At 65.7% G+C, this 24158-nt stretch carries 20 protein-coding genes; 9 read left to right on the top strand and 11 right to left on the bottom strand.

Annotated features, from left to right (window positions below; all coding sequences use genetic code 11):
• The first annotated feature begins 6 nt into the window (after nt 1–6).
• From rnr to rpmG, 5 genes are all read left to right on the top strand, one after another.
• Nucleotides 7–2358, top strand: coding sequence for a ribonuclease R (rnr, locus tag ACIIOY_RS14365; RefSeq protein WP_411035360.1), 2352 nt, complete (start codon nt 7–9; stop codon nt 2356–2358).
• A gap of 86 nt (nt 2359–2444) precedes the next feature.
• Nucleotides 2445–2915, top strand: coding sequence for a DUF983 domain-containing protein (locus ACIIOY_RS14360; RefSeq protein WP_411035359.1), 471 nt, complete (start codon nt 2445–2447; stop codon nt 2913–2915).
• Nucleotides 2912–3574 carry an NUDIX hydrolase gene (locus tag ACIIOY_RS14355; protein WP_411035358.1) on the top strand — a complete coding sequence of 221 codons (663 nt, stop codon included), beginning with the start codon at nt 2912–2914 and terminating at the stop codon, nt 3572–3574. Before ACIIOY_RS14360 ends, ACIIOY_RS14355 begins: the two co-directional genes overlap by 4 nt.
• A 13-nt stretch (nt 3575–3587) precedes the next feature.
• Nucleotides 3588–4772 carry an MFS transporter gene (locus ACIIOY_RS14350; protein ID WP_411035357.1) on the top strand — a complete coding sequence of 395 codons (1185 nt, stop codon included), beginning with the start codon at nt 3588–3590 and terminating at the stop codon, nt 4770–4772.
• A gap of 94 nt (nt 4773–4866) precedes the next feature.
• Complete coding sequence (rpmG, locus tag ACIIOY_RS14345) at nt 4867–5034, top strand: 50S ribosomal protein L33 (RefSeq protein WP_034795357.1); 168 nt, start codon at nt 4867–4869, stop codon at nt 5032–5034.
• Between the two features lie 693 nt (nt 5035–5727).
• Here the strand turns inward: rpmG and ACIIOY_RS14340 are convergent.
• On the bottom strand, nt 5728–7095 hold the full coding sequence (locus tag ACIIOY_RS14340; protein WP_411035356.1) for a PleD family two-component system response regulator: 1368 nt from the start codon (nt 7093–7095) through the stop codon (nt 5728–5730).
• Nucleotides 7096–7111: 16 nt separating this feature from the next.
• Nucleotides 7112–7483 carry a response regulator gene (locus ACIIOY_RS14335; RefSeq protein ID WP_003547430.1) on the bottom strand — a complete coding sequence of 124 codons (372 nt, stop codon included), beginning with the start codon at nt 7481–7483 and terminating at the stop codon, nt 7112–7114.
• A 141-nt stretch (nt 7484–7624) separates the two neighbouring features.
• Here ACIIOY_RS14335 and ACIIOY_RS14330 point away from each other — a divergent pair, with 141 nt between their 5' ends.
• From ACIIOY_RS14330 to ACIIOY_RS14320, 3 genes are all read left to right on the top strand, one after another.
• On the top strand, nt 7625–7924 hold the full coding sequence (locus ACIIOY_RS14330) for a DUF3572 domain-containing protein (RefSeq protein WP_411035355.1): 300 nt from the start codon (nt 7625–7627) through the stop codon (nt 7922–7924).
• Nucleotides 7925–8050: 126 nt separating this feature from the next.
• Nucleotides 8051–9397: a DNA polymerase IV gene (locus ACIIOY_RS14325; RefSeq protein WP_411035354.1), complete on the top strand. Its 1347-nt coding sequence runs from the start codon at nt 8051–8053 to the stop codon at nt 9395–9397.
• Between the two features lie 131 nt (nt 9398–9528).
• Nucleotides 9529–10845, top strand: a complete 1317-nt coding sequence (locus tag ACIIOY_RS14320) for a L,D-transpeptidase family protein (RefSeq protein WP_411035353.1) — start codon at nt 9529–9531, stop codon at nt 10843–10845.
• A 78-nt stretch (nt 10846–10923) separates the two neighbouring features.
• Here ACIIOY_RS14320 and dnaE read toward each other — a convergent pair whose 3' ends face one another.
• Nucleotides 10924–14418 (bottom strand): DNA polymerase III subunit alpha, encoded by a 3495-nt coding sequence (dnaE, locus tag ACIIOY_RS14315; RefSeq protein ID WP_411035352.1) that lies wholly within the window; start codon nt 14416–14418, stop codon nt 10924–10926.
• 357 nt (nt 14419–14775) lie between these two features.
• Here dnaE and ACIIOY_RS14310 point away from each other — a divergent pair, with 357 nt between their 5' ends.
• Nucleotides 14776–15366, top strand: coding sequence for an FG-GAP repeat protein (locus ACIIOY_RS14310; RefSeq protein WP_411035351.1), 591 nt, complete (start codon nt 14776–14778; stop codon nt 15364–15366).
• Nucleotides 15367–15378: 12 nt separating this feature from the next.
• Here the strand turns inward: ACIIOY_RS14310 and ACIIOY_RS14305 are convergent, their stop codons facing one another.
• From ACIIOY_RS14305 to nuoN, 8 genes are all read right to left on the bottom strand, one after another.
• Nucleotides 15379–16065 carry an ABC transporter ATP-binding protein gene (locus tag ACIIOY_RS14305; RefSeq protein ID WP_411035350.1) on the bottom strand — a complete coding sequence of 229 codons (687 nt, stop codon included), beginning with the start codon at nt 16063–16065 and terminating at the stop codon, nt 15379–15381.
• 11 nt (nt 16066–16076) lie between these two features.
• Entirely contained in the window at nt 16077–17381 is a 1305-nt protein-coding gene (locus ACIIOY_RS14300; RefSeq protein ID WP_411035349.1) for a lipoprotein-releasing ABC transporter permease subunit, read from the bottom strand.
• Between the two features lie 36 nt (nt 17382–17417).
• Nucleotides 17418–18746, bottom strand: a complete 1329-nt coding sequence (proS, locus tag ACIIOY_RS14295; RefSeq protein ID WP_411035348.1) for a proline--tRNA ligase — start codon at nt 18744–18746, stop codon at nt 17418–17420.
• A gap of 718 nt (nt 18747–19464) precedes the next feature.
• Entirely contained in the window at nt 19465–19734 is a 270-nt protein-coding gene (locus tag ACIIOY_RS14290; RefSeq protein WP_411035347.1) for a DUF1467 family protein, read from the bottom strand.
• 77 nt (nt 19735–19811) lie between these two features.
• Nucleotides 19812–20216, bottom strand: coding sequence for a methylmalonyl-CoA epimerase (mce, locus tag ACIIOY_RS14285; protein WP_411035346.1), 405 nt, complete (start codon nt 20214–20216; stop codon nt 19812–19814).
• Between the two features lie 52 nt (nt 20217–20268).
• Nucleotides 20269–21936 (bottom strand): ribonuclease J, encoded by a 1668-nt coding sequence (locus ACIIOY_RS14280; RefSeq protein ID WP_411035345.1) that lies wholly within the window; start codon nt 21934–21936, stop codon nt 20269–20271.
• Between the two features lie 15 nt (nt 21937–21951).
• On the bottom strand, nt 21952–22719 hold the full coding sequence (locus tag ACIIOY_RS14275; RefSeq protein ID WP_411035344.1) for a biotin--[acetyl-CoA-carboxylase] ligase: 768 nt from the start codon (nt 22717–22719) through the stop codon (nt 21952–21954).
• Nucleotides 22716–24158, bottom strand: coding sequence for an NADH-quinone oxidoreductase subunit NuoN (nuoN, locus tag ACIIOY_RS14270; protein WP_411035343.1), 1443 nt, complete (start codon nt 24156–24158; stop codon nt 22716–22718). The genes ACIIOY_RS14275 and nuoN overlap by 4 nt, the downstream gene beginning before the upstream one ends.

The following is a 24158-nucleotide window of genomic DNA, read 5'->3' as shown; positions in this document are numbered from 1 at the left end:
TTTGACATGACGAAGGAACCGCGCAACCCGGCAGGACAAGGAAGGCGACCCGGCCGCGCGGGCCGGGACGTGCCGCCGGCGGACAATATCCCGATCATCCACGGCGTCATCCCGCCGCGCGACGTGCTGCTGCGCTTCATCGCGGACCACCCCGAGCAGGCGTCCAAGCGGGAGATCGCCAAGGCCTTCGGCCTCAAGGGCGAGGCGCGCGCGGAGCTGAAGGCGCTGCTCAGGTCGCTGGAGGAAGACGGGCTCCTGGAAAAGCGCCGCAAGTCGCTGGTGCGCCCCGGCGCCCTGCCCCCGGTCACCGTGCTCGACATCACGACGCGCGACGTCGACGGCGAGCTGATCGGCCGCCCGGCGGAATGGCTGGACGACGCGGGCGTCGCGCCCGCCGTGCTGATCCGCCAGCCGACCGTCGGCCGCAAGGACAAGGCGCCCGTCGCCGGCCTCGGCGACCGGGTGCTGGCGAAGATCTTCCCCGCGAAGGAACGCGGCGGGCCGGCCTATAGCGGCCGGGTCATCAAGATCCTCGACAAGAAGAAGAATTCCGGCATGGGCGTCTTCCGCACCATGCCGGGCGGCGGCGGGCGCATCATGCCCATCGACCGGCGCGGCGAGGAGATGGAGGTCGACGCCGAGTTCACCGCGGGCGCCACGGACGGCGACCTCGTCGAGATCGACGTCGTGCGCATGGGCCGCCACGGCCTGCCGCGCGCGCAGATCAAGGGCGTGATCGGCTCCGTCGCCTCGGAAAAGGCGATCTCCATGATCGCCATCCATGCCCACGGCATTCCCTACATCTTCCCCGACGCGGCGATCCGCGAGGCGGAGGCCGCCGGCCCCGCCACGATGGCGCACCGCGAGGACTGGAGGAGCCTGCCCCTCATCACCATCGACCCGGCCGACGCCAAGGACCACGACGACGCGGTCTTCGCCGAAGCCGACACCTCCCCCGACAATCCGGGCGGCGTGATCGTCACCGTCGCCATCGCGGACGTGAGCTATTACGTGCGCCCGAAATCGGCGCTCGACCGCGAGGCGCTGAAGCGCGGCAACTCGGTCTATTTCCCCGACCGCGTCGTGCCCATGCTGCCGGAGCGCATCTCCAACGACCTCTGCTCGCTGAAGGAGGGCGTCGACCGGCCGGCGCTCGCCGTGCGCATGGTCTTCTCGAAGGAAGGCCGCAAGGCGAGCCACACCTTCCACCGCATCATGATGAAGAGCGCGGCAAAGCTCTCCTACCAACAGGCGCAGGCCGCCATCGACGGCGCGCCGGACGACAAGACCGGCCCGATCCTCGAAACGATCCTGAAGCCGCTATGGGAAGCCTACCGCATCCTGACGGTCGGCCGGAACCGCCGCCAGCCGCTCGAGCTCGACATGCCGGAGCGCAAGATCCTGCTGAAGGAGGACGGCACCGTCGACCGGGTCTTCGTGCCGCCGCGGCTCGATGCGCACAAGCTCATCGAGGAGATGATGATCCAGGCGAACGTCTCGGCCGCCGAGACGCTGGAGAAGAAGAGGCAGGTTCTCGTCTACCGCATCCACGACGCGCCCTCGCTCGCCAAGCAGGAGGTGCTGCGCGAGTTCCTGCAGACGCTCGACATCTCGCTCGTCAAGGGCGGCAACATGCGCTCCAACCATTTCAACGGCATCCTCGCCAAGGCCAAGGACAAGCCGTTCGAGCAGATGGTGAGCGAGATGGTGCTGCGCTCGCAGAGCCAGGCGATCTACAGCCCGGAGAACATCGGCCATTTCGGCCTCAACCTCATGAAATACGCCCACTTCACCTCGCCGATCCGCCGCTATGCGGACCTCATCGTGCACCGGGCGCTGGTGGGCTCGCTCGGGCTCGGCGAAGGCGGCATCACGCCGGACGAGGAAGCCGCACTCGACGACATCGCCGCCGAAATCTCGACCTTCGAGCGCCGCGCCATGGCCGCCGAGCGCGACACGGTCGACCGGCTGATCGCCCACCATCTCGCCGGCCGCATCGGCGAGGAGTTCGACGGGCGCGTTTCCGGCGTCACCAGGGCGGGACTTTTTGTCACCCTGCCCGAGTATGGCGCCGACGGATTCGTGCCTATATCTATGCTGGGACGCGACTACTATATCTATGACGAGGCCCATCAGGCACTTTCCGGTGAAAAGACCGGGCTCGGCTACCGCCTCGGCGATGAAGTGCGCGTGAAGCTCGCCGAGGCGGTGCCGCTTGCCGGCTCGCTCCGGTTCGACGTCGTCAGCGAAGGACGCAAGATGCCGACGGCGGTGCGCTCCTTCCACAAGTCGGGCCGGCGCAAGGGCGCCGCGCCGCGACGCCAGCCGGGCACGCGCCCGCCCCGCGGCAGGCGCTGAGCAATTCCTGCCTGCGCATCGGCTGCGCGCGGAATTGCATACAACCAGCAGGGCCGGCGCAAGGCGCCGCCAGGAAGGAAATGGACATGCAGGCGAACGAGACCACCGGCAGCACGGTGCATTTCGGCGACACGGCACCCCCCGCACCGGCGGAACGCCCGCTCGGCCGCGCCATCAAGCGCGGCCTCCTGAACCGCTGCCCGGCCTGCGGCTCCGGCCGGCTCTTCCGCGCCTTCGTCAAGCCGGTCGATCACTGCGCGGCCTGCGGCGAGGACTATACGCCCCAGCGCGCCGACGACCTGCCGCCCTACCTCGTCATCACCATCGTCGGCCACATCGTCGTCGGCGGCTACATGGCGACGGACCTCGTCTGGCCGCTCACCACCTGGCAGCACCTCGCCATCTGGACGCCGATCACGCTCGTCCTGTCGCTCCTGCTCCTGCAACCCATCAAGGGCGGCGCCATCGGCCTGCAATGGGCCCTGAAGATGCACGGCTTCGGCGACAAGCCTGCGGACGAAGACAAGACGCCGGCCTACGGCGACCGGACGGCATGACGGCCGTCCGGCCCGTCGATGCCGCCTCGATCCTGCTTCTCGACCGGTCGGGCGGACGCGTGCGCGTGCTGGTCGGCCGGCGCAGCAGCAGACATGTCTTCATGCCGGATGTGTACGTCTTCCCCGGCGGGCGGCGCGACGCGACCGACCGCCTCGTTCCCGTCGCACGGCCGCTGCATCCGCTCGCCTGTCAACGCCTTGCCCTGAGGGCCGGCGCGCGATGTTCCGATTCGCGCCTGCGGGCACTCGGTGTCGCGGCGCTGCGGGAGCTCCACGAGGAGGCCGGCATCGCGGTGGGCACGCCGCACGCCGCGCCTGCCGGGGGCGGGCTCCCCTTCCGGCCGGACCTTTCCAACCTGCGTTTCCTGGCCCGCGCCATCACGCCCGCCGGGATGGTGCGCCGCTTCGATACGCGCTTCTTCACGCTCTTTGCCGACGAGGCGGGCATAGACCCGGCCGGCACCACGGAAAGCCACGAGCTCGAGGACCTGCGCTGGGTGGATATTTTCGACCATGGGGGCATCGAGATGCCCGACATAACCGTATTGATCCTTGAAGAGCTTCAAAAAAGCATTCAGGAAGACGAGTCTCTCCCCTTCGGAAGGGCCGTGCCGCTGTACTACACCCAGCGCGGGCGCTTTTTACGGGACCTTCTTTGAGGATCGATCGCATATGACGCAGCCGCAATCCGGCACCTCCGGCCCGGTGGAGCATATTCACTGGCGGTCTCTCATTGCAGCCGTCGCCGCCATTTCCGCAGTCGGCATCGCCATCGGCCTCGGCCTTCCGCTGCTCTCCATCATCATGGAGAAGCGCGGCATCTCCTCGACGCTCATCGGCATCAACTCCGCCATGGCCGGCATCGCCGCCATGGTCGCGGCACCCTGCACGACGCGGCTTGCCCACGACTGGGGCACGTCGACGACCATGCTGGCCGCCATCCTGCTTGCGGCGGTGAGCGGCCTCGGCTTCTACTATATCGAGAATTTCTGGCTCTGGTTCCCGCTCCGCCTCGTCTTCCACGGCGCGATCACCACGCTCTTCATCCTCTCGGAATTCTGGATCAACGCCGCGGCGCCCCCGCGCCGGCGCGGCCTCGTGCTCGGCATCTACGCCACCGTGCTCTCGCTCGGCTTCGCCACCGGCCCCCTCCTCTTCTCGCTGATCGGCAGCGAGGGCGTGCTGCCCTTCGCGTTGGGCGCGATGATCATCCTCCTTGCCGCCATCCCGATCTTCGTCGCCCGGAGGGAAAGCCCGATCATCAACGAGAAGCCGGAATTGCACTTCATGCGCTACATCCTTCTCGTGCCGACGGCGACGGCGGCGGTCTTCATCTTCGGCGCGGTCGAGGTGGGCGGCCTCTCGCTCTTCCCGATCTATGCGACCCGCGCCGGCTTCAGCGAGCCGCAGGCCGCGCTGCTGCTCACCGTCATGGGCATCGGCAACATGGCCTTCCAGATCCCGCTCGGCATGATCTCCGACCGCATGCGGGACCGCAGGAGCCTCCTGACGATCATGTCCGCCATCGGCCTTCTGGGGTCGCTCTGCCTGCCGATCATCTCGCACAACTGGCTGTTGATGGCGGCGGTCCTCCTGGTCTGGGGAGGATGCGTGGCCGGCCTCTATACGGTCGGTCTCAGCCATCTCGGCTCGCGCCTGCACGGGGCGGACCTTGCGGCCGCGAACGCCGCCTTCATCTTCTGCTATGCGGTCGGCACGGTGGTCGGCCCGCAGGCGATCGGCGCGGCGATGGACGTGTCCGGCAACAACGGCTTTGCCTGGGCGATCGTCGCCTTCTTCGGCTTCTACCTCGTACTTTCTCTCGGCCGGATGGTTTTCCGGCCGAAACGGGCTTGACTTTTCGGGCGCGATTTGTAGTTTCCGCCCAGATTTAGAGCCGTGGAGCAGACTGGCTGTCCGCGGCTTCGTTTTTCATAAAGGCAGGACGACCATGGCCAAGGCTACCACCATCAAGATCAAGCTGCTGTCGACGGCCGACACCGGTTTCTTCTACGTGACCACGAAGAACAGCCGTACGATGACGGAAAAGATGACCAAGACGAAGTATGACCCGGTCGTCAAGAAGCACGTCGAGTTCAAGGAAACCAAGATCAAGTAGTCTTGGGACCCCATAGGTTCCGAAAAGGCGCCGGGCGGAAACGTCCGGCGCCTTTTCTTTTGGCATCGAATCCCTGCAACCCATTGCAACCGTACGAATCAAAAACGCCGCTCCCTTGACGGGAGCGGCGTTGAACGGGGGTCGACCAGGTACGACGACGGCACGAGGATTCCGTTTCTGTCGCAACCGGCCGACCGACCCCACGACCCAGGAGATGCGGCGGACCTAGCATCATGGGGTAACCGGTTGTGCGGGCTTGTTTGCCGCCCATGAGTTGAGCATCGCGCGAAAAAGAAAAAAAATCAACGAATTCTTAACGCTCCCGCAGCCGCCCCTTGTCTCATAGTTAACCGGCGCGGCCGCAGCTGTCCCGTTGAGCAGCATTTACGTTATAGAAGACAACAATACAGGGCTCCCCCTTCACAACCGCTGAGGGAGCGGCCCACAACCTGCGTACATGATCGGAACGGCACACGGCAAGATTGTGACAGGCAGAACCCATTGATAAGCTTTATCAAAAATAAATAGTACGATTTATAGCCAGAATTTGCCACAGCGGCGCCCGGCGGAAAACGGCGCCGCGCCCCTCGGGGCGAGACCGGCGATTCAGGGCAAATGCCCGAAATTAAAGGCAAATGCCCGTCCCCAAACTCGCCTGTGGACAAAAATGACGGAAGGAGGTCGAGTCGCGGCTTACGCGGCAGCGGCGACGACCCGGTTGCGGCCCGAACGCTTGGCCTCGTAGAGCGCAGCGTCGGCACGCTTGAGCAGCGCCTGCGGGCTGTCGTCCTCCGGCAGCATGGAGGCGATGCCGAGCGAAGCGGTGATCGGCAGGAACACATCCGTCTCGGGGATGCGGAAAGGCTCGCGCTCGACGATCGCGCGCAGGCGCTCGGCAACGCCGGCCGCCATCTCGGCGGGCGTGTCCGGCATGACAAGCACGAATTCCTCTCCCCCGTAGCGGCAGGCAAGGTCGGCGCCGCGCACGGCGGAACGGACGCGGTTGGCGAATTCGCGCAGCACCGCATCGCCCGCATCGTGTCCGTAGGTATCGTTGACGAGCTTGAAGCGGTCGATATCCGTGATGCAGACCGAGAGCGCCCGGCCGCGGGCGGTCGCACGGTCGATCAGCAGCTTCATATGGTTGTCGAGGTAACGGCGGTTGTGCAGCCCCGTCAGGCCGTCGGTCACCGCAAGCTCGATCGTCTGGCGCACGCTCGCCCGCAGGCGGTCGTTGCAGCGCTTCCGGCGGATCTGGGTGAGGCTGCGGGCGATCAGCTCGTTCGGATCGATCGGCCGCATCAGGTAATCCGTCACGCCGAGATCGAGCGCGCGCACGATCATGTCGTCATCCCCCTGCTCGGTGATCAGCAGGAGGGGCAGGAAGCGCGTGCGCTCCAGCGAGCGCAGCTGCGAGCAGAGGCGCAGCGGATCGTAATCCTCGAAGTTGGCGTTGACGATGACGAGCTCGTAGTTGCTTTCCGCCGCCTGGAACAGCGCCGCCTGCGGATCGGACATGCAGGTAACCTCGGCGACGGGCTTCAGCGCACGCACGATGCGCTCCTGCGAGCTTGCGCGCCCGTCGACGAGCAGGACGTCGCCCGGCTCGTCGCCCATGCTGTTCTCGATCCCCTCCTCCATGGAGATGGCGCGCGCGGTCGCCGCGCGCATGCGCAGCTCGTCCGTCAGCGTCTTCAGGCGCACGAGGCTCTTCACGCGCGACATGAGCTGCAGGTCGTTGACGGGTTTGGTGAGGAAGTCGTCGGCACCGGCCTTGAGGCCGCGCACGCGGTCGGAAGGCTGGTCGAGCGCCGTCACCATGACGACGGGGATATGGGCCGTGCGCGGATTGGCTTTCAGCCGCGCGCAGACCTCGAAACCGTCGATGCCCGGCATCATGATGTCGAGCAGGATGAGGTCGACCTGGGTGCGCTCGCAGATCGACAGCGCGTCGTAACCGTTCTCGGCGGTCAGCACGTCGAAATATTCCGCAAGCAGCCGCGCTTCGAGCAGCTTCACGTTTGCCGGAATGTCGTCGACGACGAGGATGCGTGCAGTCATGCGCCTGGCCTCCGCCTCATGCGTCGCCGAGATAGGTTTTTATGGTCTCTATGAATTTCGGAACGGAGATGGGTTTGGAGACATAGGCCTCGCAGCCGCCCTGCCGGATGCGCTCCTCGTCGCCCTTCATCGCGAAGGCGGTGACCGCGATCACCGGGATGACATGGAGCTCGTCGTCCTCCTTCAGCCACTTGGTGACCTCGAGGCCGGAAACCTCCGGGAGCTGGATGTCCATCAGGATCAGGTCCGGACGGTGTTTGCGTGCAAGATCAAGGGCTTCCATACCGTTTCGGGTCTGGATGGTGGTATAGCCGGATGCCTCGATGAGGTCCCGGAAGAGCTTCATGTTGAGCTCGTTGTCCTCGACAATCATCACCTGCTTGGGCATCGTGCGTCCCTGTTCCTCTCGCCGGCCTTGCAACCTTCTGGGAGATGGATAAGTTGCGGCAAAGCCGACATCACCCAGCCCGACCGCAGCCACGTTAGCGTCACTTGGTTGATTAAAAGGTAAATTTCCCGAGGGAAAACGATGAAAAGCCAAAAAGATACACCCGCGCCGGAAGACGCGGAGGCAACCGCCATCGCCATCCTCGGCTGGCTCGCAGGCGAACCGGAACTGCTATCCCGTTTCCTCGCGCTCACCGGCGTCGCGCCCGGCGAGGTCAGGAACGCGGTCGGCGATCCCGGTTTCCGTGCCGCCCTCGTCGATTTCCTGATGGGCCACGAGCCAACGCTTCTCGCCTTCAGCGCGGCGACGGGCATCCAGCCGGAAGCGGTCGTCCGTGCCCATGCGATCCTTTCGGGACCGTATGGCAGCGACGACTTCTGAGCCGGCGGGCGGAAGCCGGTGCCTCGCGCGTCTGGCCTGTGCAGCGTCATTGGTTAAGCCCCAGCCACTATTGAGACTCGCGAATTTAAGCAGTAAAGTCGCGATGTTCAATATTTGTTCCTGCCGATGAGCACCGCCGACATGCGTTTTCCGGGCTTCTGCCGCGACTGCCTTGCCGGGCAGCCGGCCGGCCTGCGCCGATGCCGCGCCTGCGGCAGTCCCCGCCTCGTCTACCATGACGAGCTCTACCGCCTGACGCTGGCGCATATCGACTGCGACGCCTTCTATGCGGCGATCGAGAAACGCGACAACCCGGAGCTTGCCGACAAGCCGGTCATCGTCGGCGGCGGCAAGCGCGGCGTCGTCTCCACCGCCTGCTATGTCGCGCGCATCCAGGGCGTGCGTTCGGCCATGCCGATGTTCAAGGCGCTGGAGGCCTGTCCGCACGCCGTCGTCATCAAGCCGGACATGGAGAAGTACGTGCGCGTCGGCCGCCAGGTGCGCGCGATGATGCAGGAGCTGACGCCGCTGGTGCAGCCGCTCTCCATCGACGAGGCGTTCCTCGAACTGAAGGGCACGGAACGGCTGCACCACGATCCCCCCGCCCGCGTGCTCGCGCGCTTCGCCCAGCGCGTCGAGAAGGAGATCGGCATCACCATCTCCATCGGCCTTTCCTACTGCAAGTTCCTCGCCAAGGTGGCCTCGGACCTCAACAAGCCGCGCGGCTTTTCCGTCATCGGCGAGGCCGAGGCGCTGGATTTCCTGCGGGAGAAGCCGGTGCGCCTTATCTGGGGGGTGGGAAAGGCCTTCGCCGAGACGCTGGAGCGCGACGGCATCCGCACCATCGGACAGCTCCAGACCATGGAGGAGACCGACCTGATGCGCCGCTACGGCGTGATGGGCAGGCGGCTCTTCACGCTCTCGCGCGGCCGGGACGACCGCGAGGTGCACCCGAACGATCCGGCCAAGAGCGTCTCGGCGGAGACCACCTTCTTCGACGACATTTCCAGCTATGACGAGCTGGCCACGCACCTGCGGCGCCTCAGCGAGAAGGTAGCCGCGCGCCTTCGCAAATCCGGCATTTCCGGCCAGACCGTCGTGCTCAAGCTGAAGACCGCCGACTTCAAGAGCCGGACCCGCAACCGCAAGCTGGAGGACCCCACCATGCTCGCCGACCGCATCTTCCGCACCGGTATCGAACTGCTGCGCAAGGAAGCGGACGGCACGAAGTACCGGCTGATCGGCATCGGGGTCAGCGACCTTGCCGATCCCGGCCGCGCCGACCCGCCGGACCTCGTCGATCCCGCCGCCGCGCGGCGCGCCGCGGCCGAGGCGGCGATGAACACGCTGCGCGACAAGTTCGGCAAGGCGAGCGTTGAGACCGGCTATACGTTCGGCAAGTCCGGCCCCGAGCGCTTTCACGAAAAGTTGACGCTCAAATCCACCGGAAAGACCGACCTTCCGACCGAATAAATCCCGGCAAACCAGCGTTCTCACCTGCATCGGGATGGCACAGATCGGGGAATCGCAACGGTGCATCAAACCTTCCTTAAGCCAGATGCACTACGCTTCCTGCCGGTTTGTATTGCGTACGGATGGGTTACATGAAGTTTCGCCTCGCGACCGGCATGAGCATATTGGGCCTGGTGCTGAGCTGCGGCACCGCGCTCGGCGGAACGCTCGAAGGTCCGCTCCAGATCATCGTGTCGAAGGACCAGCAGGAGTTGAAGATCTATGACGGCGGCGTCGTGGTCGCCACCTCGCGCGTTTCCACCGGCAAGGCCGGCCATTCGACGCCGACCGGCATCTTCTCGATCCTCGAAAAGAAGCGCAGCCACTTCTCCAACCTCTACGACAACGCGCCGATGCCCTTCATGCAGCGGCTGACCTGGTCTGGCATTGCGCTGCACGCCTCCAACAGCGTGCCCTCCTATCCCGCCTCGCACGGCTGCGTGCGCCTGCCGAACGATTTCGCCAAGACGCTGTTCTCCGTCACGCGGCGCGGCGGCCACGTGCTGATCACCGACCGCGAGATCGCGCCGCAGCGCGTCGTGCACGAGGCGCTGTTCAAGCCCGCCGTCGTCGTGCCGGACACGCCGCTGCTCGCGGATGCGGGGCTGCGCCCTGCCCTGATCGAGGCCGGCGACAAGAGCGTCGAGGTGGCGATGACCGACCCGAAGCCGGCCGTGGTGACGCCCGTCGTGCAGAAGACCGAGGAGGACCCGATCCGCATCCTCATCACCCGGCGCGGCGAGCGCGAGATGCTGATGGACATCCAGGCCCTGCTGAACACGCTCGGCTACGATGCCGGCATGCCGGACGGCCTCTTCGGCAAGCAGACCGTCACCGCCATCCGCGCCTTCCAGATCGCCGAAGGCCTCAAGGAAGACGGCATGGTCACGCCCGAGCTTGCCGCAGCCGTCTACGCGAAGGCCGGCAAGGGAACGCCGCCGAACGGCCAGATCCTCGTGCGCCAGAAATTCAAGCCGCTGATCGAGGAGCATATCACCATCCGCAACCCGGAAATCGCGCTCGGCACGCATTTCCTCCTCGCCCGCGAGGTCGATGCCGACAAGGGCAAGGCCGAGTGGTACGGCGTGAGCATGGACAACCAGCTCCCGCAGACGACGATGAAGCGCCTAGGCATCACCACGGAGGCCGACGCCGCCCTGCCCGGCGCGATCGCCCGCACGCTCGACCGCCTCGACATTCCGCAAGACGTCCGCATGCGCATTTCCAGCCTGATGGGCGAAGGCGCCTCCCTCTCCATCTCGGACACCGGCCTCGGCCCCGAAACCGGCGAGGGCACGGATTTCATCACCGTGACCCGCAAGGTGCAGAAAGCGGAGGCCGCCGCGGTGCAGGGCGGCAAGAAGGCCAAGAAGAAAAAGAAGGCGTCGTCGGTTACCGCGGTGAACTGAGCGCGGCACGGCCTTCGCGGCAAGCGCGTGTGAACGAAAGGCCGGGTGCACCGCCGCGACGAAATAGGCGGCGCGCCCTCACACCAGTTCCACGTCCAGCACGCCCGGGGCCGCGCGCATGGCGGCGGCGATTTCGGAGGAGATGCGGAAGCGCTCGTTCAGTTCCACCTCGATCTCGCGCTGGCCGTTGTCCTTGATCACGATGAACGAGACGAGGCCGTCGCCCTTCGTGTTGAGGTGGGCGGCGATGGAGCGCAAGGGGCCGGAATCGCGGACATAGACGCGCAGCGCCTTCTGGGTCTGGAGCGATTCCTCCTCGAGCGAGCGCAGCGTCTGGATGCGCAGGCCGATGCCTTCCGGCCGCTCCTCCGCCTGCACGGTCATCACCAGCGACTTTCCGGGCTCCAGGAGGTCGCGGTACTGGTTCAGCATCTCGGAGAACAGCACCGCCTCGAACTGGCCGGACGAATCGGAGAAGGCGACGATGCCCATCTTGTTGCCGGTGCGGGTCTTGCGCTCCTGTTTCGACGTGACGGTGCCGGCAAGGCGACCGGCCGTCGCGCCGCGCCTCACCGCGGCGGAGAAATCCGCAAAGGTCTGCACGCGCATCTTGGAGAGGAGCGCGGAATAGGTATCGAGCGGGTGGGCCGACAGGTAGAAGCCGAGCACCTGGAACTCGCGGTGCAGCTTCTCCGAGGCGAGCCAGGGCGTGTAGGCGGGCAGCGTGATGACCTCCGGCCCCGTCGCCGCGCCCATGCCGAAGATGTCGCCCTGCCCGCTCGTCTTGTTCTCCTGCGCGCGCTGGGCGGCGCCCAGGAGGCGGTCGAGCCCGGCGATCATGGCGGCGCGGTCATGGCCGAAGCAATCGAAGGCACCGGCGACGATCAGGCTCTCGAAGACGCGGCGGTTGACGAACTTCGGGTCGATGCGCGCGCAGAAATCCTCCAGGCTCCTGAAGGGCGCGTCGCCGCGCACCTCCACGATGTGCTGCACGGCCGCCTCGCCGACGCCCTTGATGGCGGCGAGCGCGTAATAGATGCGGTCCTCGCCGGTCTCGAAATGGGCGAAGGACGTCTGCACGGAGGGCGGGATGACCTCGATGCCGAGGCGCGCGGCATCCTGCCGGAAATCGTTCAGCTTGTCCGTGTTGGACATATCGTAGGTCATCGACGCGGCGAGGAACTCGACCGGGTAATGCGCCTTCAGGTAGGCCGTCTGGTAGGAGACGATGGCGTAGGCGGCGGCGTGCGACTTGTTGAAGCCGTAGTTGGCGAACTTCGCCAGCAGGTCGAAGATGAGGTCGGCCTGCGGCTTCGACACGCCGTTCTTGACGGCGCCGTCGACGAAGCGGGCGCGCTGCTTGTCCATCTCCTCCTTGATCTTCTTGCCCATGGCGCGGCGCAGAAGGTCGGCCTCGCCGAGCGAGTAGCCGGAAAGAACCTGGGCGATCTGCATCACCTGTTCCTGGTAGACGATGACGCCCTGCGTCTCCTTCAGGAGATGGTCGATCATCGGGTGGATCGACTCGATCTCCTCCTCGCCGTGCTTGCGGGCGTTGTAGACCGGGATGTTCTCCATCGGCCCGGGGCGGTAGAGGGCGACGAGCGCGATGATGTCCTCGATGCAGTCCGGCCGCATGCCGATCAGCGCCTTGCGCATGCCGGCACTTTCCACCTGGAACACGCCGACCGTCTCGCCCCGCGACAGCATCTCGTAGGTCAGCTTGTCGTCGAGCGGCAGGCTCTCGAGCTTCACCTCGATGCCGCGCTTGCGGATGAAGTCGACGGCCGTCTTCAGGACGGTGAGCGTCTTCAGGCCGAGGAAGTCGAACTTCACGAGGCCCGCCTGCTCGACCCATTTCATGTTGAACTGGGTGACCGGCATGTCGGAGCGCGGATCGCGGTACATCGGCACGAGCTTGGAGAGCGGCCGGTCGCCGATGACGATGCCGGCGGCGTGCGTGGAGGCGTGGCGGTAGAGGCCCTCGATCTTCTGGGCGATGTCGAGCAGGCGCGCGACCACCGGCTCCTTCTCCGCCTCCTCCTGCAGCTTCGGCTCCTCCTCGATGGCCTTGTAGAGCGGCGTCGGGTTGGCCGGGTTGTTCGGCACGAGCTTGCAGATCTTGTCGACCTGGCCGTAGGGCATTTCAAGGACCCGGCCGACGTCGCGCAGCGCCGCGCGCGCCTGCAGCGAACCGAAGGTGATGATCTGCGCCACCTGCTCGCGGCCGTATTTCTGCTGCACGTAGCGGATCACCTCCTCGCGCCGGTCCTGGCAGAAGTCGATGTCGAAGTCCGGCATCGAGACGCGTTCGGGATTGAGGAAGCGCTCGAAAAGCAGCGAGAAGCGCAGCGGATCGACGTCGGTGATGGTGAGCGCATAGGCGACGAGAGAACCCGCGCCCGAACCGCGGCCCGGCCCGACGGGGATGTTCTGCTGCTTTGCCCATTTGATGAAGTCGGAAACGATGAGGAAGTAGCCGGGGAACTTCATGCGCTCGATGACGCTGAGCTCGAAGTCCAGCCGCTCGCGATAGTCCTGCTCGGTATAGCCCGGCGTCAGGCCGAGCAGCGCCATGCGGCTTTCGAGGCCTTCCACGGATTGCCGGCGCAGCTCCGCCGCCTCCGCACGCTCCGCCTCCTCCGGGTCGTCCGTCGCGCCGGTGAAGCGCGGCAGGATGGGGCTGCGCGTCTTCAGCACGAAGGAGCAGCGCCTGGCGATCTCCACCGTGTTCTCCAGCGCCTCCGGCAGGTCGGCAAAAAGCCCCGCCATCTCCTTGCGGCTCTTGAGATAATGGTCCGGCGACAGACGGAAACGGTTGTCGTCCGAGACCATCGCATTGTGCGCCACGGCCATCAGCGCGTCGTGGGCGTCGTAATCGTCCGGCGCCGGGAAGAACGGCTCGTTGGTCGCCACCAGCGGCACATCCTGCGTATAGGCGAGCTCGACCATGCGCCGCTCGTGCTGCCTGTCGTAGCGCCCGTGGCGCTGCAGCTCGATATAGAGCCTGTCGCCGAAGACGCGCTTCAGCGCATGAAGCCGCGCCCGCGCCACCGCCGGCTGGCCGGCGAGGAAGGCCATGTCGACCGGGCCGCCGAGCGCGCCGGTGAGCGCGATCAGCCCCTCCGTCCCCTCCTCCAGCCAGCTGAAGGCGATGCGGACGGCCTGGCTGCCCTCGCCGCCGAGATAGGCACGGCTGACGAGCTCTACGAGGCGCGCATAACCGGCGTCGGTCGCGGCGAGGAGGACGATCGACGGCAGCTTCGCAAGCTGCGCCTGCGCTCCGCGCCGCTCGCCTTCGCCCTCGTCTTCCATGTCGATCGACAGCTGGCAGCCGATCAGCGGCTGGATGCCGTCGCCCACCGCCTTCTGCGAAAATTCGAGGGCGGCGAACAGGTTGTTCGTGTCGGTGATGGCGATCGCCGGCTGCTGGTCGGACACCGCCTTGCCGATGATCTTCTTGATCGGCAGGGCGCCTTCGAGCAGCGAATAGGCCGAATGCACGCGCAGATGCACGAACTCCGGCGTCTCCGCGATCTTTTCGCCATCCGTCTTGCGCGCTTCGTCCGCCATTTCGATCTTCCTTCCGGTCAGGCAGGAAGCTTAAGCGGATTCGGCCCCGCCTCGTCCAGACGGTTCTTGGCGTTGCACCCGGTTTCCACGCCCCAAGGGCGTGGAAAAAGGCACGGCAGTCACAGGTGAAATGCGGCCCTTCAGATTCCGAAGAGGATGACGGAGAAGCTGGCTACGAACATGGCCATGGAGGCGAATGCGGCAAGATCACGAAGAAAATCGGTCATTGTGGCTCCCTTTCCTTTTATGTTTTCATTTTGTTCTATTATTGTTCTCATGTCAACCGCTTTCCACAGCCCCTCTGGACCGGCATTCTCCGGCGCAATAAGGTCGCCTCGATCAAACGGAGGAAAACAGATGAAATCGCTTGCTGCCGCCCTTCTGCTCTCGGCCGGCCTGCCCGCTGTCGCGGCTGCCGCGGACTTTCCGGCCGACCGCATCATCGCCATGGCGAGCGGCGACTGGAACAAGGACGGCACGCCGGACCTCGCCCTCGTCGCGACGCCCGGCGCCGACGGCGCGGACGACAACGGGCTCTACGTCTATCTCGCCAAGCCGGAAGCAAACCGGCTGACGCTGGCGCTCGCGCTGCCGAACAGCGTCTGGGGCAACCTGACGATGTCCGGCCAGGAACCGGAGCTGACGGCGCTCGCCAACGGCTCCTTCACGCTGACGACGAAGAACGAAGCGATCGGCCGGGAGCGCTGGCGCGAGACGCTGACGATCGCCTACCGCAATTTCGACTTCATCGTCGCCGGCTACACCTATGCGTCCTACGACACGATCGCGGAGGACGGCGGGGAAAACAGCACGAGCGACTGCGACCTCAACATCCTGACCGGCAAGGGCAAGAGCAACGGCCAGGCCGTTGCCGGCAAGCCGCAATTCGTGCTGCTCAGGGATTGGAACAACGGCATCCCGCGCTCGACCTGCGGGCTCGACAACTAGAACATCCTGCCGTCAGGCGAGCTCGCGCACGACGCCGTCCTCGATCGTCACGCGGCGGTCCATCAGGCCGGCCAGCTCGTGGTTGTGGGTGGCGATGAGCGCCGCCAGGCCGGACTGGCGGGCGAGCGCCTCCAGCGCCTCGAAGACGTAGCCGGCGGTTTCCGGGTCGAGGTTGCCGGTCGGCTCGTCGGCGAGCAGGACGAGCGGGGCGTTGGCGACCGCGCGGGCGATGGCGACGCGCTGCTGCTCCCCGCCGGAAAGCTCCGACGGCCGATGATCGGCCCGGTGGCCGATGCGCATGTAGTCGAGCAGCTGGGCGGCCCGTTCGCTCGCCTCGCCCCTCGAAAGGCCGGAGATGAGCTGCGGCATCATGATGTTCTCCAGCGCGCTGAATTCCGGCAGAAGATGGTGGAACTGGTAGACGAAGCCGATCTCGCTGCGGCGGATCGCGGTGCGCTGGTCGTCGGAAAGTTCCGCGCAGGAATGGCCGTTGACGAAGACCTCGCCGGCATCCGGCTTCTCGAGCAGGCCGGCGATGTGGAGCAGCGTGGACTTGCCGGTGCCGGACGGGGCGACGAGCGCGACGGTCTCCCCGCTCTTCAGCGCGAAATCCGCGCCCTTGAGGATCGTCAGCAGGGTCTCGCCCTGGCCGTAGTGCCGTTCGATGCCCTTGAGTTCCAAAGCGACGCGCGCATTCATGCGTTCTGTTCCTATTCGTACCGGAGGGCCTGGACGGGATCGAGCCTGGAGGCACGCCAGGCCGGGAAGATCGTCGCGAGGAAGGAGAGCGCCAGCGCCATGACGACGACCGAGACCGTCTCGCCGGCATTCATGTCGGCCGGCAGCTGGCTCAGGAAATAGAGCTCCGGATTGAACAGCGTCGTGCCGGAGATCCAGGAGAAGAACTGGCGGATCGATTCCACGTTGAGGCAGACGACGACGCCGAGGACGACGCCGGCGAAGGTGCCCACCGTTCCGATCGCCGCGCCGGTCATGAAGAAGATACGCATGATCGCGCCGGAGGTCGCGCCCATGGTGCGCAGGATCGCGATGTCGCTGCCCTTGTCCTTCACCAGCATGATGAGGCCGGAGATGATGTTGAGCGCGGCGACGAGCACGATGAGCGTGAGGATCATGAACATGACGTTGCGCTCAACCTCCAGCGCCGAGAAGAAGGTGCGGTTGCGCTGGCGCCAGTCGGTGATGAAGATCTGCCGCTCGGCCGCCGCCTCGATCGGCTGGCGCAGCTGGTCGACCGCGTCCGGATTGGAGACGAACAGCTCGATCGACTGCACGATCCCTTCGGCATTGAAATAGAGCTGCGCCTCTTCGAGCGGCATGTAGATGATTGAGGCGTCGTATTCCGACATGCCGATCTCGAAGACGGCGGAAACCGTGTAGGTCTTCACCCGCGGGTTCACGCCGAGCGGCGTGACGTCGCCGTCGGGGGCGACCAGCGTGATCTGCCCGCCGGCCCCGAGGCCAAGCTGCTCGGCCATGCGCGAGCCGATCGCCACGCCGCCTGTGGCAAAACCGACGAGGTCGCCCTCCTTGATGTGATCGGAAACGGCCTTCATCTTGACGAGGTCGTCGGCGCGCACGCCGCGCACCAGCGCGCCCGTGCCCGCCCCCGCCGTGCCGGAGGCCAGCGTCTGGCCCTCGACAAGCGGGATCGCCATGGTGACGCCCGGAACGGCGGAAAGGCGCTCTGCAAGCCCGGAATAGTCGTTCAGCGGGGTGTCGATCGGCTGAACGATCATGTGGCCGTTGATGCCGAGGATGCGCGAGATCAACTCGGTGCGGAAGCCGTTCATCACCGCCATGACGATGATGAGCGTCGCGACGCCGAGCATGATGCCGATGAAGGAGAAGCCGGCGATGACCGAGATGAAGGCTTCCTTGCGCCGGGAGCGCAGGTAGCGCCAGGCGACCATCCGCTCGAAGGCGCAGAACGGGCGGCTTGTCTTGAAGGCCTGGGCCCCGGTTGCAGATGCACCGCTCGCTGCGTCAGCCATGGTTTCCCCCGTTCCCCCAGGCGTCGATGCGCCGCATCAGTTGCCGGACGTCAGGCGGCTGACGGCCGCCTCGATGGTCAGCGTCTCGCGCGCGCCGGTCTTGCGATCCTTGATCTCGACCTCGCCGGCCGCGACGCCGCGCGGGCCGGCGATGACCTGCACCGGCGCGCCGATGAGGTCGGCGGTGGCGAACTTCGCGCCGGCACGCTCGTCCTTGTCGTCGTAGAGCACGTCGACGCCGGCCTTCAGCAGCGCGCCGTAGATCGTTTCGCAGGCCGCATCGCAGGCCGCGTCGCCCGACTTCATGTTGATGACGATCGCCTCGAAGGGCGCGACGGCCTTCGGCCAGACGATGCCGTTCTCGTCGTGCGAGGCCTCGATGATCGCCGGCACGAGGCGCGTCGGGCCGATGCCGTAGGAGCCCATGTGCACGGTGTGCTCCTTGCCGTCCGGGCCCTGCACCTTGGCCCCCATGGCCTCGGAATATTTCGTGCCGAAATAGAAGATGTGGCCGACCTCGATGCCGCGGGCCGACAGGCGCTCGCCTTCCGGTATCGCCTCGAAGGCTTCGGCGTCGTGCATTTCGGAGGTCGCGGCATAACGCGAGGTCCATTGCTCGAAGATGGCGCGGAGCGCCGCGACATCCTCGAAATCGGTATCCTCGGCCGGAATGTCGAAGTTCACGAAATCCTTGTGGCAGAAGACCTCGGACTCGCCGGTATCGGCGAGGATGATGAACTCGTGGCTGAGATTGCCGCCGATCGGGCCGGTGTCGGCGCGCATCGGGATGGCGCGAAGGCCCATGCGCGAGAAGGTGCGCAGGTACGCCGCGAACATGCGGTTATAGGCGTGCTCGGCGCCCTCGCGGTTGAGGTCGAAGGAGTAGGCGTCCTTCATCAGGAACTCGCGCGAGCGCATCGTGCCGAAGCGCGGGCGGATCTCGTCGCGGAACTTCAGCTGGATGTGGTAGAGGTTGAGCGGCAGGTCCTTGTAGGACTTCACGAACGAGCGGAAGACGTCCGTGATCATCTCCTCGTTCGTCGGGCCGTAGAGCATGGGGCGCTCCTGGCGGTCCTTGATGCGCAGCATTTCCTTGCCGTAGGCGTCGTAGCGGCCGCTTTCCTGCCAGAGCTCGGCCGATTGCAGCGTCGGCATCAAGAGCTCGATGGCGCCGGAGCGGTTCTGCTCCTCGCGGATGATGGCGTTCACCTTGTCGAGGACCCGCTTGCCCAGCGGCAGCCAGGTATAGATGCCCTGGGACTGCTGCTTGATCATGCCCGCACGCAGCATGAGCCGGTGGGAGACGATCTCGGCCTCCTTGGGGTTTTCCTTGAGGATGGGCAGGAAGAAGCGGGAAAGGCGCATATCGGGTTCCGGAGTGACTGATCCGCCCTATTGGGGGAATCGGGCAAAATGACGTTGATTTTCACGCGTTCATAAACGCTTCGCCAAAGGAAGGGAACCCGCCAGGCCGGGCCGGGAGGCCGGCGCGGGGCGATGTCCACCGCTCTCGGCGCCTTGCCAATTGTGGCGAAAAAATGGGGCAGCCAATAACAGAAATTGCACGGCCGTTGTCAATGGAAAAATATTATTCCACTGTAGCAAAAATGCAAAAAAAGCGGATGACAACGCCTAAGCTTTGGGCTAGTTTCAGGCCACAAAACAGGCAGGAAGTGCAAATTCTTGCCAATTTCGCGGTCAAGTCTTGGGAGGATCAGATCTTTGGCGCGCGTAGACGCTGCCACCGCACAACGGATAAAGATCACGCGATACCTGTAAAACAAGGCTTTCCGCCTTGTTTTTTTTTGCCTTTTGCCGATTGCCCCATCTCCCCTAGCAAGTCCGCCCGCAAGGTCCATGCGTCAAAGCCGCGCACCCCGCCGCGCCTGCGGCACTCTGCCTCACGTATGGTGAGGACGAAGCATCCGCAACGCCCCTGACTCAAGGTCAGGAAGGCTTCCAGGCCGATTTGCCGGCGGAAGGCAGCGCGGAGCGCGGATGGAAGACTTTTCCAGTGTGTCCCGGAGAGCGCGGAATGGCTTGCCGCGGCGCGGCGCCGGCGATTAACCTTTGTGGCGGCCGCTTACTTGAAATCGGGGATGAACTGCGGAATGGCGTCGATGCCGTAACCGAGGCGCACCGACAGGACATACCAGCAGCCGTATATGACGGCCGAGACGAGCGTCGTCACCAGCACCACGCGGCCGCCGCGAAAGCGCGCGGGTGCGCTCTCCACCGTGCCGGGCACGACGTCGTTCGCTTCCGCCTGCGTCTTCAGGCCGAAGGGCAGGACGGCAAAAAGCGTCATCCACCAGATGATGAAATAGACGGCGAAGTAAGAGAAGAACTGCATGGACGAACCCTCGTGCGACAGCGGCTCTTTTACGCCGCTTGCCCGCCAAGTTCAAACGGCGGCAAGGCGGCGTGCTGTCACACCTGCTCGAGCTCGACCAATGTGCCGAGGAAATCCTTGGGATGGAGGAAGAGCACCGGCTTGCCATGCGCGCCGGTCTTCGGGTTGCCGTCGCCGAGCACCCGCGCGCCGCTGGCCAGCAGCCGGTCGCGCGCGGCGAGGATGTCGTCCACCTCGTAGCAGATATGGTGCATGCCGCCGGCCGGCGCCTTTTCGAGGAAAGCGGCGATCGGCGATGCCTGGCCCAGCGGCTCCAGAAGCTCCACCTTGGTGTTGGGCAGCTCCACGAAAACCACCGTGACGCCGTGTTCCGGCAGGGCCTGGGGCGCGGAGACCTTCGCACCGAGCGTGTCGCGGTAGGTCGCCGCGGCGGCGGCGAGGTCCGGCACGGCGATGGCGATGTGGTTGACCTTTCCGAGCATGGCATCCCTCTTTCCTTGCCGCACCGGTAGCATCCGGCACGGCGGCAGGGAATCAGACTTTCGTCAGGAACACGGTGACGACGGGCTTCTTGCCCCAGATCTCGTTCGCCGTGGAGCGCACGGCGCGGCGCACCGCCTCGCGCACCATCTCCAGGTCCTTGCGCCGCGCGCGCGGGATGCTCTCGACGGCGCCGAGCACGGCGTCGTAGAGCGTGTCGCCCATGTCCTCGCCCTCGTCGTCGAACTGCGGCAGGCCGAAGGGCTCCACCTCCGGGTCGCCGAGGAAATCGTAGCGGCTGTCGAGCAGGACGCTGACGGCGACATGGCCGACGAAGGCGAGCTTGCGGCGGTCGCCGATGCCCATCTCCTCATAGTCGCCGATGAGGTTGCCGTCCTTGAAGATGCGGCCGAAGGGCGCCTGGTCGACGACCTCCGGCGCGCCGGGCGCCAGCTTCAGGACATCGCCGTTGCGCACGCGCGGCACTTCGGCGATGCCGGACTGCTCGGCAAGCTCGGCATGGGCGGTGAGGTGCGCCGCCTCGCCATGCACCGGCACGACGATCTTCGGCCGCGTCCAACCGTACATCTGCTGCAACTCGTGGCGGCGCGGGTGGCCAGAGACGTGCACCAGCGCCTCGGCGTCAGTAATGATATGGATGCCCTGGTCGATCAGGCCGTTCTTGATGTCGTTGATCGCCTTCTCGTTGCCCGGGATGGCGCGCGAGGAGAAGATGATCGTGTCGCCCTGCGAGAAGGCGACGTTGCGCATCTCGTCGCGGGCGATCTTGGCGAGGGCGGCACGGGGCTCGCCCTGGCTGCCGGTCAGGATGACGACCACCTTGTCGCGCGGGATATAGCCGAACTCGTCCTCGGCGATGAAGGGCTTCAGTCCCTCCATGAGGCCGATGTCGCGCGCCACGTCCGTCACGCGCTTCATGGAACTGCCGAGCAGCAGCACCTCCCGGCCGGCGGCCTCGGCGGCTCGCGCGATCGAGCGGATGCGGCCGACATTCGAGGAGAAGGTGGTGATGCCCACCCTGCCCTCGGCGCTCTCGATGATCCTGGTGAGGCTTTCGGAGACCTCGCGCTCGGAGGGCGAGACGCCATCGCGCACCGCGTTGGTGCTGTCGCAGATGAGGGCCAGCACGCCCTCGTCGCCGAGCTGGCGGAAGCGCCTTTCGTCCGTCAGCGGCCCGAGCGAGGGGTCGAGGTCGATCTTCCAGTCGCCGGTGTGGATGACGGTGCCGAGCGGCGTCCTGATCGCCAGCGACATCGGCTCGGGAATGGAGTGGTTGACGCCGATGGCCTCGATCTCGAACGGGCCGACATTGATGCGGTCGCCCTGCTTGAAGATCGTCACCGGGATTTCCACGCGGCTGCGCTCGTAATCCCGCTTGGCCTCCAGCATGCCGGCGGTGAAGGGCGATGCATAGACGGGCACGTTGAGGCCGGGCCAGAGCTCGTTCAGCGCGCCGTAATGGTCCTCGTGCGCGTGCGTTATGATGATGCCCTTGAGGTTCTTGCGCTCTTCCGCAAGGAAGCGGATGTCGGGCAGCACGAGATCGACGCCCGGCAGTTCCGGTCCCGGGAAGGTGACGCCGCAATCGACCATGATCCACTGGCGATTGGTCTTCGGGCCATAGCCGTAGAGCGCCAGGTTCATGCCGATCTCGCCGACGCCGCCAAGCGGCAGGAACACCAGTTCGTCTTCTTTTGCCATCGGGTTCAAAAAATCCTATCCAAAAAACACGTCGCCGGCCGCGATAAGCCGCGTTCCGCCGTCATCCGTCTCCAGTTTCAGGAGACCTGTATCATCAATTCCGGCAAAGCGCCCGGAAATAGAACGGTCGGGGAGATTGACCGTTATGTTTTCGCCGACACCTCCGGCCACCTGCTTCCAGCGCTCCATGATGGCCGCGATGCCGCGCCCGCGGTTCCAAAGGGACAGCGTCCCGGCCATCGACTGGAAGAGATGGGCGAACAGTTCCTCGGCAGAAGCGGAGACGCCGAAATCGCGCAGCGTGGCAACCGGATAGAGGCCGGCATCCGGTGCCGCCGCGACGTTGATGCCGCAGCCTATCACCAGCGCGTGGCGGCCATCGGGCAGCGTCTCGCCCTCGATCAGGATGCCGCAGACCTTGCGGCGGTCGATCAGGATGTCGTTCGGCCACTTGATCAGCACCTGCGGCGCACCGGGCGGCATGACGCGGCTGATCGCCTCCTCCACGGCGACGGCGACGGCGAGCGGCAGGGAGCCGAGCCGGTCCATCGGCGCCGGGTCGATCAGGAGCAGCGAGGCGTAGAGATTGCCGGGCTCGGAGAACCATGCGCGCCCGCGCCGCCCGCGCCCGCCCGTCTGCCGGCCGGCGGTGATCCACAGACCGGAAAGCGCGCCGTTTCGGGCGCGCTCCAGGCATTCCGTGTTGGTCGAGCCCACTTCGCCGAGCGCTTCGTGCCGGAAATCGTCGAGCGAGAACCGGCGAGGAAAGCCGGAGCCGCTCAAAAGAAGGTCCGCGCCGCTGCTTCGGCGGCCGCGCCGATCGGGCCGCCGATCAGCACGTAACCGGCGACGAACAGGCCGGAAAGGCCGAAGACCAGCTTCAGCTCGCCCGAGGTGCGCGCGAATTCGCCGGTCGCCTCGTCGAACCACATCACCTTGATGACGCGCAGATAGTAATAGGCGCCGACGACCGAGGCGAGCACGCCGATGATGGCGAGCGCGTAGAGCTCGGCCTCGATGGCCGCCATGAAGACGAAGTATTTCGCGAAGAAGCCCGCCAGCGGCGGAATGCCGGCCAGCGAGAACATCAGGATCGTCAGCACGGTCGCCATGAACGGGTTCGTCGAGGAGAGGCCGGCAAGGTCGTTGATATCCTCGACATTGCCGCCTTCCTTGCGGCGCATGGCGAGGATGCAGGCAAAGGTGCCGAGCGTCATGACCATGTAGATGAGCATGTAGAGCGCGACGCCGCGAACGCCCGCCATGGAACCGGCGGCAAGGCCGACGAGCGCGTAGCCCATGTGGCCGATCGAGGAATAGGCCATCAGGCGCTTGATGTTGCGCTGGCCGATGGCCGCGAAGGAGCCGAGCAGCATCGAGGCGATCGAGATGAAGACCACGACCTGCTGCCAGTCGGCGACGACCGGCTCGAAGGCGTCGATGACGATGCGCACCAGCATGGCCATGGCGGCGACCTTCGGGCCCGCGGCGAAGAAGGCCGTGACCGGCGTGGGCGCGCCCTCATAGACGTCCGGCGTCCACATGTGGAACGGCACGGCCGAGATCTTGAAGGCAAGGCCGGCGAGGATGAACACCAGGCCGAAGACGAGGCCGAGCGAGCGGCCCTCGGCCGTCAGCGCCGCGGCGATCTCCTGGAAGCCGATATGGCCGGTGAAGCCGTAGACCAGCGACATGCCGTAGAGCAGCATGCCCGAGGAGAGCGCGCCGAGCACGAAATATTTCAGGCCCGCCTCCGTCGAGCGCAGGCTCTCGCGGTTGATCGCGGCGACCACGTAGAGGGCGAGCGACTGGAGCTCCAGCGCGAGATACAGCGACAGGAGGCTGTTGGCCGAGATCATCAGCAGCATGCCGAGCGTCGAGAGCACGACGAGCACCGGGAACTCGAAGCGGTCGAGCTGCTCGGAGCGCGCGTGGCCGACGGTCATCACCATGGCGGTGATGGAACCGATCAGCGCGAGCACCTTCATGAACCTGGCGAAGGCATCGGAGACGAAGGCGCCGCCATAGGCCTGCCCCTCGCCCGTGGCCAGCACGAGCCAGAGCCCCGAAATGATCAGAAGCGCGACGGCAAGCCCGGTGACGGTCGTGCCCGAGCGCTCGCCCGAGAAGACACCGACCATCAGCAGGATCAGGCCGCCGACGGCCAGGATGATCTCCGGCGTCGAGAGCTGAAGGCTGGCAAGGATTGTATCAGCAGTCAT

Source organism: Shinella agrisoli, from assembly GCF_046557955.1.
Lineage (GTDB): Bacteria > Pseudomonadota > Alphaproteobacteria > Rhizobiales > Rhizobiaceae > Shinella.
The sequence above is the reverse complement of the archived record's forward strand: the minus strand, read 5'-3'. Positions and strand labels throughout refer to the sequence as shown.

Bases quoted from the DNA above. Each gene is read 5' to 3' on its own strand.
- nuoN (WP_411035343.1), bottom strand. From the start codon at position 24,158: ATGACTGCTGATACAATCCTTGCCAGCCTTCAGCTCTCGACGCCGGAG.
- ACIIOY_RS14300 (WP_411035349.1), bottom strand. From the start codon at position 17,381: ATGGCTGACGCAGCGAGCGGTGCATCTGCAACCGGGGCCCAGGCCTTC.
- ACIIOY_RS14290 (WP_411035347.1), bottom strand. From the start codon at position 19,734: ATGCAGTTCTTCTCTTACTTCGCCGTCTATTTCATCATCTGGTGGATG.
- ACIIOY_RS14310 (WP_411035351.1), top strand. From the start codon at position 14,776: ATGAAATCGCTTGCTGCCGCCCTTCTGCTCTCGGCCGGCCTGCCCGCT.
- rpmG (WP_034795357.1), top strand. From the start codon at position 4,867: ATGGCCAAGGCTACCACCATCAAGATCAAGCTGCTGTCGACGGCCGAC.
- mce (WP_411035346.1), bottom strand. From the start codon at position 20,216: ATGCTCGGAAAGGTCAACCACATCGCCATCGCCGTGCCGGACCTCGCC.
- ACIIOY_RS14280 (WP_411035345.1), bottom strand. From the start codon at position 21,936: ATGGCAAAAGAAGACGAACTGGTGTTCCTGCCGCTTGGCGGCGTCGGC.
- rnr (WP_411035360.1), top strand. From the start codon at position 7: ATGACGAAGGAACCGCGCAACCCGGCAGGACAAGGAAGGCGACCCGGC.
- ACIIOY_RS14335 (WP_003547430.1), bottom strand. From the start codon at position 7,483: ATGCCCAAGCAGGTGATGATTGTCGAGGACAACGAGCTCAACATGAAG.
- ACIIOY_RS14360 (WP_411035359.1), top strand. From the start codon at position 2,445: ATGCAGGCGAACGAGACCACCGGCAGCACGGTGCATTTCGGCGACACG.
- ACIIOY_RS14355 (WP_411035358.1), top strand. From the start codon at position 2,912: ATGACGGCCGTCCGGCCCGTCGATGCCGCCTCGATCCTGCTTCTCGAC.
- ACIIOY_RS14340 (WP_411035356.1), bottom strand. From the start codon at position 7,095: ATGACTGCACGCATCCTCGTCGTCGACGACATTCCGGCAAACGTGAAG.
- ACIIOY_RS14320 (WP_411035353.1), top strand. From the start codon at position 9,529: ATGAAGTTTCGCCTCGCGACCGGCATGAGCATATTGGGCCTGGTGCTG.
- ACIIOY_RS14325 (WP_411035354.1), top strand. From the start codon at position 8,051: ATGAGCACCGCCGACATGCGTTTTCCGGGCTTCTGCCGCGACTGCCTT.
- proS (WP_411035348.1), bottom strand. From the start codon at position 18,746: ATGCGCCTTTCCCGCTTCTTCCTGCCCATCCTCAAGGAAAACCCCAAG.
- ACIIOY_RS14350 (WP_411035357.1), top strand. From the start codon at position 3,588: ATGACGCAGCCGCAATCCGGCACCTCCGGCCCGGTGGAGCATATTCAC.
- ACIIOY_RS14305 (WP_411035350.1), bottom strand. From the start codon at position 16,065: ATGAATGCGCGCGTCGCTTTGGAACTCAAGGGCATCGAACGGCACTAC.
- dnaE (WP_411035352.1), bottom strand. From the start codon at position 14,418: ATGGCGGACGAAGCGCGCAAGACGGATGGCGAAAAGATCGCGGAGACG.
- ACIIOY_RS14330 (WP_411035355.1), top strand. From the start codon at position 7,625: ATGAAAAGCCAAAAAGATACACCCGCGCCGGAAGACGCGGAGGCAACC.